General features: G+C 60.5%; 8 protein-coding genes and 1 pseudogene. 4 read left to right on the forward strand and 5 right to left on the reverse strand.

The genetic code is table 11. The annotated features are described in order from the left end of the window. Positions 1 to 612 precede the first annotated feature (612 nt). Complete coding sequence (locus AC13EK_RS06990) at positions 613 to 1,473, reverse strand: type IV toxin-antitoxin system AbiEi family antitoxin domain-containing protein (RefSeq protein ID WP_017503735.1); 861 nt, start codon at positions 1,471 to 1,473, stop codon at positions 613 to 615. Positions 1,474 to 1,600: 127 nt separating this feature from the next. Next, positions 1,601 to 1,969, reverse strand: coding sequence for a hypothetical protein (locus tag AC13EK_RS06995; protein ID WP_063976876.1), 369 nt, complete (start codon positions 1,967 to 1,969; stop codon positions 1,601 to 1,603). 103 nt (positions 1,970 to 2,072) lie between these two features. On the opposite strand from AC13EK_RS06995, the gene AC13EK_RS07000 reads away from it, so the two are divergent. Beyond that, complete coding sequence (locus AC13EK_RS07000; protein WP_125990295.1) at positions 2,073 to 2,459, forward strand: hypothetical protein; 387 nt, start codon at positions 2,073 to 2,075, stop codon at positions 2,457 to 2,459. 50 nt (positions 2,460 to 2,509) lie between these two features. Here AC13EK_RS07000 and AC13EK_RS07005 read toward each other — a convergent pair whose 3' ends face one another. The 3 genes and pseudogenes from AC13EK_RS07005 to AC13EK_RS07015 all read right to left on the reverse strand — a co-directional run bounded on the left by AC13EK_RS07005 (position 2,510) and on the right by AC13EK_RS07015 (position 4,498). Then, on the reverse strand, positions 2,510 to 2,647 hold the full coding sequence (locus AC13EK_RS07005; RefSeq protein ID WP_155738130.1) for a hypothetical protein: 138 nt from the start codon (positions 2,645 to 2,647) through the stop codon (positions 2,510 to 2,512). Then, a pseudogene (locus AC13EK_RS07010) lies at positions 2,633 to 2,841 on the reverse strand (helix-turn-helix domain-containing protein); the annotation flags it as partial. The gene AC13EK_RS07005 and the pseudogene AC13EK_RS07010, both read right to left, overlap by 15 nt. A gap of 238 nt (positions 2,842 to 3,079) precedes the next feature. After that, positions 3,080 to 4,498 (reverse strand): ISNCY family transposase, encoded by a 1,419-nt coding sequence (locus AC13EK_RS07015; RefSeq protein WP_081331725.1) that lies wholly within the window; start codon positions 4,496 to 4,498, stop codon positions 3,080 to 3,082. Positions 4,499 to 4,732: 234 nt separating this feature from the next. Between AC13EK_RS07015 and AC13EK_RS07020 the strand changes: the two genes are divergently transcribed. The 3 genes from AC13EK_RS07020 (at position 4,733) to AC13EK_RS07030 (ending at position 5,804) form a co-directional block, all read left to right on the forward strand. Continuing rightward, positions 4,733 to 5,146, forward strand: coding sequence for a site-specific integrase (locus tag AC13EK_RS07020; protein WP_234781603.1), 414 nt, complete (start codon positions 4,733 to 4,735; stop codon positions 5,144 to 5,146). A gap of 98 nt (positions 5,147 to 5,244) precedes the next feature. Further along, positions 5,245 to 5,514 carry a CopG family ribbon-helix-helix protein gene (locus AC13EK_RS07025; protein WP_017503640.1) on the forward strand — a complete coding sequence of 90 codons (270 nt, stop codon included), beginning with the start codon at positions 5,245 to 5,247 and terminating at the stop codon, positions 5,512 to 5,514. Further along, positions 5,511 to 5,804 carry a type II toxin-antitoxin system RelE/ParE family toxin gene (locus tag AC13EK_RS07030; RefSeq protein WP_017503639.1) on the forward strand — a complete coding sequence of 98 codons (294 nt, stop codon included), beginning with the start codon at positions 5,511 to 5,513 and terminating at the stop codon, positions 5,802 to 5,804. Before AC13EK_RS07025 ends, AC13EK_RS07030 begins: the two co-directional genes overlap by 4 nt. Positions 5,805 to 6,060: the final 256 nt, after the last annotated feature.

The raw sequence follows: 6,060 nt of genomic DNA on the forward strand, positions 1-6,060 counted from the left end.
CGTGTGACGTGTGGTAACTCCACCTTACCGATGAGCCCGGTGGCCACCGAGTTCGAAATCGCATGGGGTTGGGCATGCCCAACCCCATGCGATCACCTCAATCTACACCGGAAATTACACCACGAGCGCGGACGCTAACAAATACCCCGCCAAAGTCGGCGGGGTAGGGTGGTTTCGCAATATCGGGGAGACCATCTAACGGTCGCTACCCCGCATCGGTTCCATGCTTACCGCAATAAGCCCAATAGGGCGGCGAACAACGCCCCGCACAGGGAGCCCAGAATATCGCACCGTCGACTCGAAAAATAATGTCATGTTAGCGGTGGGATCGGTGTCGGGGCGGCGGACCGTTTCTCGCCAGGTGAGCGTGTCGCGATGAAGCGACCATTCTCGTCGATTGGTTGCGCTGTTCAGTCGATCGAGCCGACGATCCCGTTGATCGCGACGAAGAACATCATCACGGCCAGGACGAACGCCTCGATTATCAGCGCAATGTCGGAACCGCCGCGCACTAGGCGTGGGTCGCGCGGCGGTTGATCTCGTCGATCACCGCTTGTTGCTGGCTGGTCAACGGCGCTGGGCATCCAGGCCTTCGAACATAGGTCTGCGCGGTCATCGGCTCTCGTCTCCTGCGCGCGCCGCGAAGGCGTCCGGCACGGTGATCTGATAGTGAGGATCGAGGCGCCCTCCGCGAACGAGCTGGCGCTTGCCGCGGCCAAGCTCGACATGGCTGCGATCAACGCGCTTGCTCCAGCTATGATCGTGGCGATCAGCGAAAAACAGGAAGAGCCGCTTGGCCCGTATGCTGCTGCATTGCTCGAGAAGCGCCGTCACCAGGCGCGGCCGTAATGTAGCGAGGTTTTCGAAGATTTTGTCGGCGTGATCGAACGAGAGCGACGTGGGCACGTCTTCCATCATTTCGATCGCGGCACGCTCTGGGCCGGCGACCCGCACAAAATGGTCCCAGGCTTCCTTCACGTCGGGTGAGGGGACGGCGGCGCCAAGCCGACGTGTTCCAAGATCGAGCCGGTGCCAGCCTGTGCCAAGAAGCGGATCCGTGCACAGGCCGCGACGATGCATCACCAGGGTGGCATCAGTCGGCAAAGTCGCAAGCCAAGTAGGGGCCGCGTGATCCGGGTCGTAGAGATGGACCTCCCGATCATTGCCGAGCCGTGCGAAGTGACTAAGGCCATGCAATTCGAGCGCTGTCATCCCGCCGATATAGAGTGTGCCTGCTGATGTGCTTTGCACCGACATGATCGCCAGCTCCCAGCGCAAGCGGCCGGTCGGCCCGTGCGCGGTGGTGCGGCGGTAAACGCGAGATGCGACGCGCTCGAGCCAACCTCTGCGGACATAGTCGTGGATCGAAGTGCGCGAGACACCCTGCATCTGCAACCAAGCGGAATCCACCAGCAGGCCGGGTGCCAGCTTGTGCAACATTTGGCTTAAAGGTTGGCGCTTTTGTCTTTCCATGACGAACGAATAGCCAAATTTATAAACCAAAGGTAAGCGAGAGTTTATAGATGCCGTAATATGTTCGTTATGAGCGAACCTTTTGCCAAATCTCAGAACTCGAGCCCGTCAGCGCGATCGGTTGCGTTCAGGCGGCTTGTGATCGAGACCGGGTCGAACGGGCTGGGCGGACGCTGCTGCAGGGGAACGCCCGGCGCCGGCGCTCCATCGTCTGACCGCCGGTGCGGACCATGGCTGGTTGAACCGTGCGTCCCGCCGCGACATGGGCATCGAGGTGAGCCTTGGCAACCGACATCATGCGCGTCACCGCCTTGCGATTATCGAACAGCGTGCGCCGGATCACCGCCTCTACCACGCGCATCTGGCTATCGATGGCGCGGTCGTTTGGCAGCGTCCGGCCATCGGCCCGCTCCTTCGCGCGGTCTTGCGGTCGTTCCTGCAGTGACGCGCGAGGGGGCCCAGGCGTGCGGCTGTCGGCCGCGTCACGCGCCACCATCGGCGAGATCGTGCTCTTGCTCGCCTCGCCGCGCAGGCGATCGAGCTCCTGCAGATCATCAGCCAGGAGGTTGCCTCGCTGCTGTCAGAGTGTCGGACATGCCTTGATCGCCATTAAGTTCGGCGACTGCGTTCGCGGTCATCGCCATGACGAACGCGATCGCTGCCTGCTCGTCGCCGGGGCCGGCAACTCCGCGAGATCGCCAAGGACGAGCATATTGTCGATGATCTCGGCAAATCCCGCCAGTTCATCGGCGGTTAGCATGCGGGTCATGACCGGTTTCTCCCTTTGCGTGTCGGCGAGGCTGTGGAGCGCTGCGCAATGGGCCTCGATCGCCTACGTGACCGCATCGGAGCCGGCCCCGATGACCGGCGGAGGGGCGGGCTTGTTCGAGCGCAGCATGACGAGCCGTGGCGCGACTTTAGGAGGATCGGAGATCCGCGCCGTTAAGCGCTTCGAGCGGAAATATTCGATGGCGATTTCGATTTGAAGCGCGACATCCGAGGTGCTGCGTAGCATTTCGTCCGAGGACGGCAAAATTTATCCGGCATTGAGAAGGGCGATCTGCTCTCCCAGAACCTCGGGCGGAGTGGGATAGCCCGTGCATTTGCGGGGTGTGCTGTTAAGGCAATCGGCGACGGCCTGGATCTCCTTTTCCGACAGACGGCCGTTGGCCATGGTCTGCGCGGTCGTGGGGAATAGCCGCGAAACAGCGGATGCTCGTCCAGGTGCTGGTTGCGTTTGAGCTCGCGATAGATCGTCGCCGGATGGCGACCCAGCGCATCCGCGATCTACCGAACAGACCGTCCGGTGGCCATCAATTGATAAACATCCCGGCGCTCGTCCAAACCCAGATGCTGATAGCCGTTCATCATGTGCCTTCCTGGAAAAGGGATCAAACCCTCATAAATCCTAGGATTTCGCACTTCGATTTAGAGTCCAGCCGCTTACACGATTTGTTCCTGCCATTTAGAGAAGTCACAATCTCTGCCATTTAGAAATGTCACACGCTCGTGGACAGCAGGGGCTGCGTGGAGCCATCCATACAGCGCAGCGCAGACCCTGCTGATGCGCTGACCTTGGGGACCCGCTGCTCTGCAGTGGGCCCGGTCATGCCCTTTGCACGAAGCTGAGCGTGCCGCGTTCGCGCAACGCCTCGTCACTGAGCCTGAGACCGCGCTTGAGCTTTGAACCACCCAGTTTGCGGCGGTCAATCTTTGGCGGCGGTTCTGGCTCGGGGAAGAGATGCAGGGGCTGGTCGCGGCGGGCAGGGGCGTCGTTGTTGCGCTTGCGGTGATGCGGCATGATGGCCTGCATCTGTTTTGCCAGCATCAACGCGGCATCGAGATGCTTGTTCTCGACAATGGCGGGCTGGTTGACCTGCCGCATCTTGTCGAACTGACGGTAGGGCAGGACATGGCCCTCATGCTGGATCTCAAGCCGGCCATCGGGATATTCGCACACCGTCACCCGCTTGCGCGCCAGTGCCTTGCTAATCGCGGTCGGCTCCAGGATGAACATCGCCTTGTTGTAGTGGAGCGTCAGCGCCGCTGTCACGGTCCGCTGCTCGCGCCAGACCATAATCGAGCGCAGATCGTCATGCGGGGCGAGGGGGCGGTGCAGATCGCGGGTATCGAAGGCAGGGCGGGCGAACCGTGCATTGTGCCTGGCCATGTAGCTGGCGAGAAAGGCGTTGGCCTCGGCGATGGATGAGATGCCATCAAGCCGCATCGCTTTGACCCGCCGGTCCTGCAAGGTGCCGTTGGCACGTTCGACCCGGCCCTTGGCTTGCGGTGAGTTGGCGCAGATGATCTCGATGTTGAGCGCATCGAGAGCCCGACCGAAATGCGTCATGCCATCGCCTCGCGCGGCGCTGGCGCGGGAGTTGCGGAAAACGCTGTGCTGATCGGAATAGAAGGCCACCGGCTTGCCGTGCCGCTCGATATACTCACGCGTCGCCTCCATATAGGCGAAGGTGCTCTCGCTCTCGACCATCTTGAGGTGCATCAGCTCGCTCGTCGCGTCGTCGATATAAACGAGCAGGGTGCATTGCGGCCCGCGATCCTCGAACCACCAGTGCTTCGATCCGTCGATCTGGATCAGCTCGCCTCGGCAGTCCCGTCGGTAGCGCGGCTGATATGGGCGTGGGCGCCGGGCCACGCGATCCTTCCACAACCCGGCCTTGATCATGAACTGGCGCAACGTCTCGCAGGCCAGATGAATATCGTGCCGTTCGGCCAGATACTCACGGGCCAGCGTGGGGCCGAAATCATAATAATGCTCACGCACGATTGCGACCACGCGCTCGCGAAAATCATCGGCATAGCGCCGGTTGCTGGGCCGGCCGCGCTTGGCTGACACCAAGCCGGCAGCACCTTCGGCTCGTAACCGATCCAACAGACGATAAATCTGCCGCCGCTCAATGCCTAAAAGCCGCGCCGCATCGGTCGGCCGCAGCTCGCCACGATCCACGCGCATCAAGGTATCGAAACGCGAAAGCTCGCCATCGCTCATCACCAGCACCGCCATTATCGCACATCCTCCAACGCGAAGGATGAACATGACAGCAGCGCTCCGCCGATGATCCAAACTGTGTCATCTCTATCTAGCGGGGGTGTGTCATTTCTAAATGGCGCTTACAAGATTTAAGTTCGATAACAGAGATTATGTTAATCGCAGCACCGCAACTGTCCATGTAATCTGTGTCCAGTGTGTGGGGGAAGGCCGTGCAGTTGCCGAGGTTCCCCAACAGTATCTGCCACCGTGTCCACTTCGAATCTGCCGTCGCTCTGGCAGGCTGCGCGCATCGAGATGCCAGACGGTAGCCGGTCGTGGACGGTACTCGATGACAGTGGTGATGTCATCGCAAGCCTCCGCAACTGGATCGTGCATCTCGAACAGAGCCGGGCATCACCGAACACGATCCGGGCTTATCTCAGGCACATCGTCGAGTTCGCCAATTTTCTGAATGCGAACAGCGCCAACCTGCGCGAGGTCACGGTGGCGCTATACGATGGGTTTCTGGCCTGGCGTCTCGCGAGGTGGAAGGAGGCTTTGCCAAGCCCGAAGCTTGTCCAGTTGCGAAAGGCGGAGCATTGGCGGCAACTTTACACTGTCGCACTTGCGCTCGCGTCGTCAAAGTCAGTCCCCGTGGAGTTGCCTCCGGCCGGCGACTGAAGCCTTGGATCAACGCGGAGCCCTCGTTCTGCCATCCTTCTTGCTTACCCCGCCAATCGTGATTATATTTTAATCATCGTGATAACGAGTGATAGATCATGGCTTCAGAAACGAAGGTGTTGACGGCGCATGTCCCCCTCGGACTTGCCGAAAAGGTTGAAGCTGTGGCCACGCGCTTGGAGCGATCGAGGGGATGGGTGATGAAGCAGGCCCTGGCCGCTTGGGTCGATCAGGAGGAAGAGCGGCACAAAATGACGCTGGAAGCCCTGGAGGATGTAGATGCCGGGCGAGTGATCGACCATCAGTCGATCCAGGCATGGGCTGATAGCCTTGGAACGGATACGCCGCTGCCCTCGCCGACCAAATGAAGATCCATTGGACCACCAAGGCTTCGTCGGATCTCGTACGCCTCCACGAACACCTCAAACCCGTGGCACCCGATGCTGCGGCTCGCATAGTTCAGCAGCTTGCGCACGCCCCTAATCGCCTGCTCGATTATCCCAGGCTTGGCGAGAAGCTGGAAGCCTATGAACCGCGCGAGGTCCGTCGGATCATCGTTGGCAATTATGAGATGCGCTATGAAATCGCGGGCGGGACGATCTTCGTTCTGCGGCTTTGGCATTGCCGCGAGCACCGGAGCTTTGGATCCGACAATTAGCGACAAGCCTCAGCCCGGAACGCCGGATAGCCGGAAAACTCGGAGGGTTACGATCAAGGGAGTTTGAAGTGAGCCGCCTGCGGCGTCTTACACTTCCAACTGATCTGCCCCCCGCTGAGTGGCCCAGAGACTATGATAGTCTGGACCACGAAAGGGACGATGAATGCCGAGCAAGAAGCACAAGCCGGAAGAAATTATCGGCAAGCTGCGTGAAGTTGAGATTGTTCTGGCGCAGGGAGCCTCGACAGCAGAGGCG

The organism is Sphingobium sp. L-44 (genome assembly GCF_056859495.1).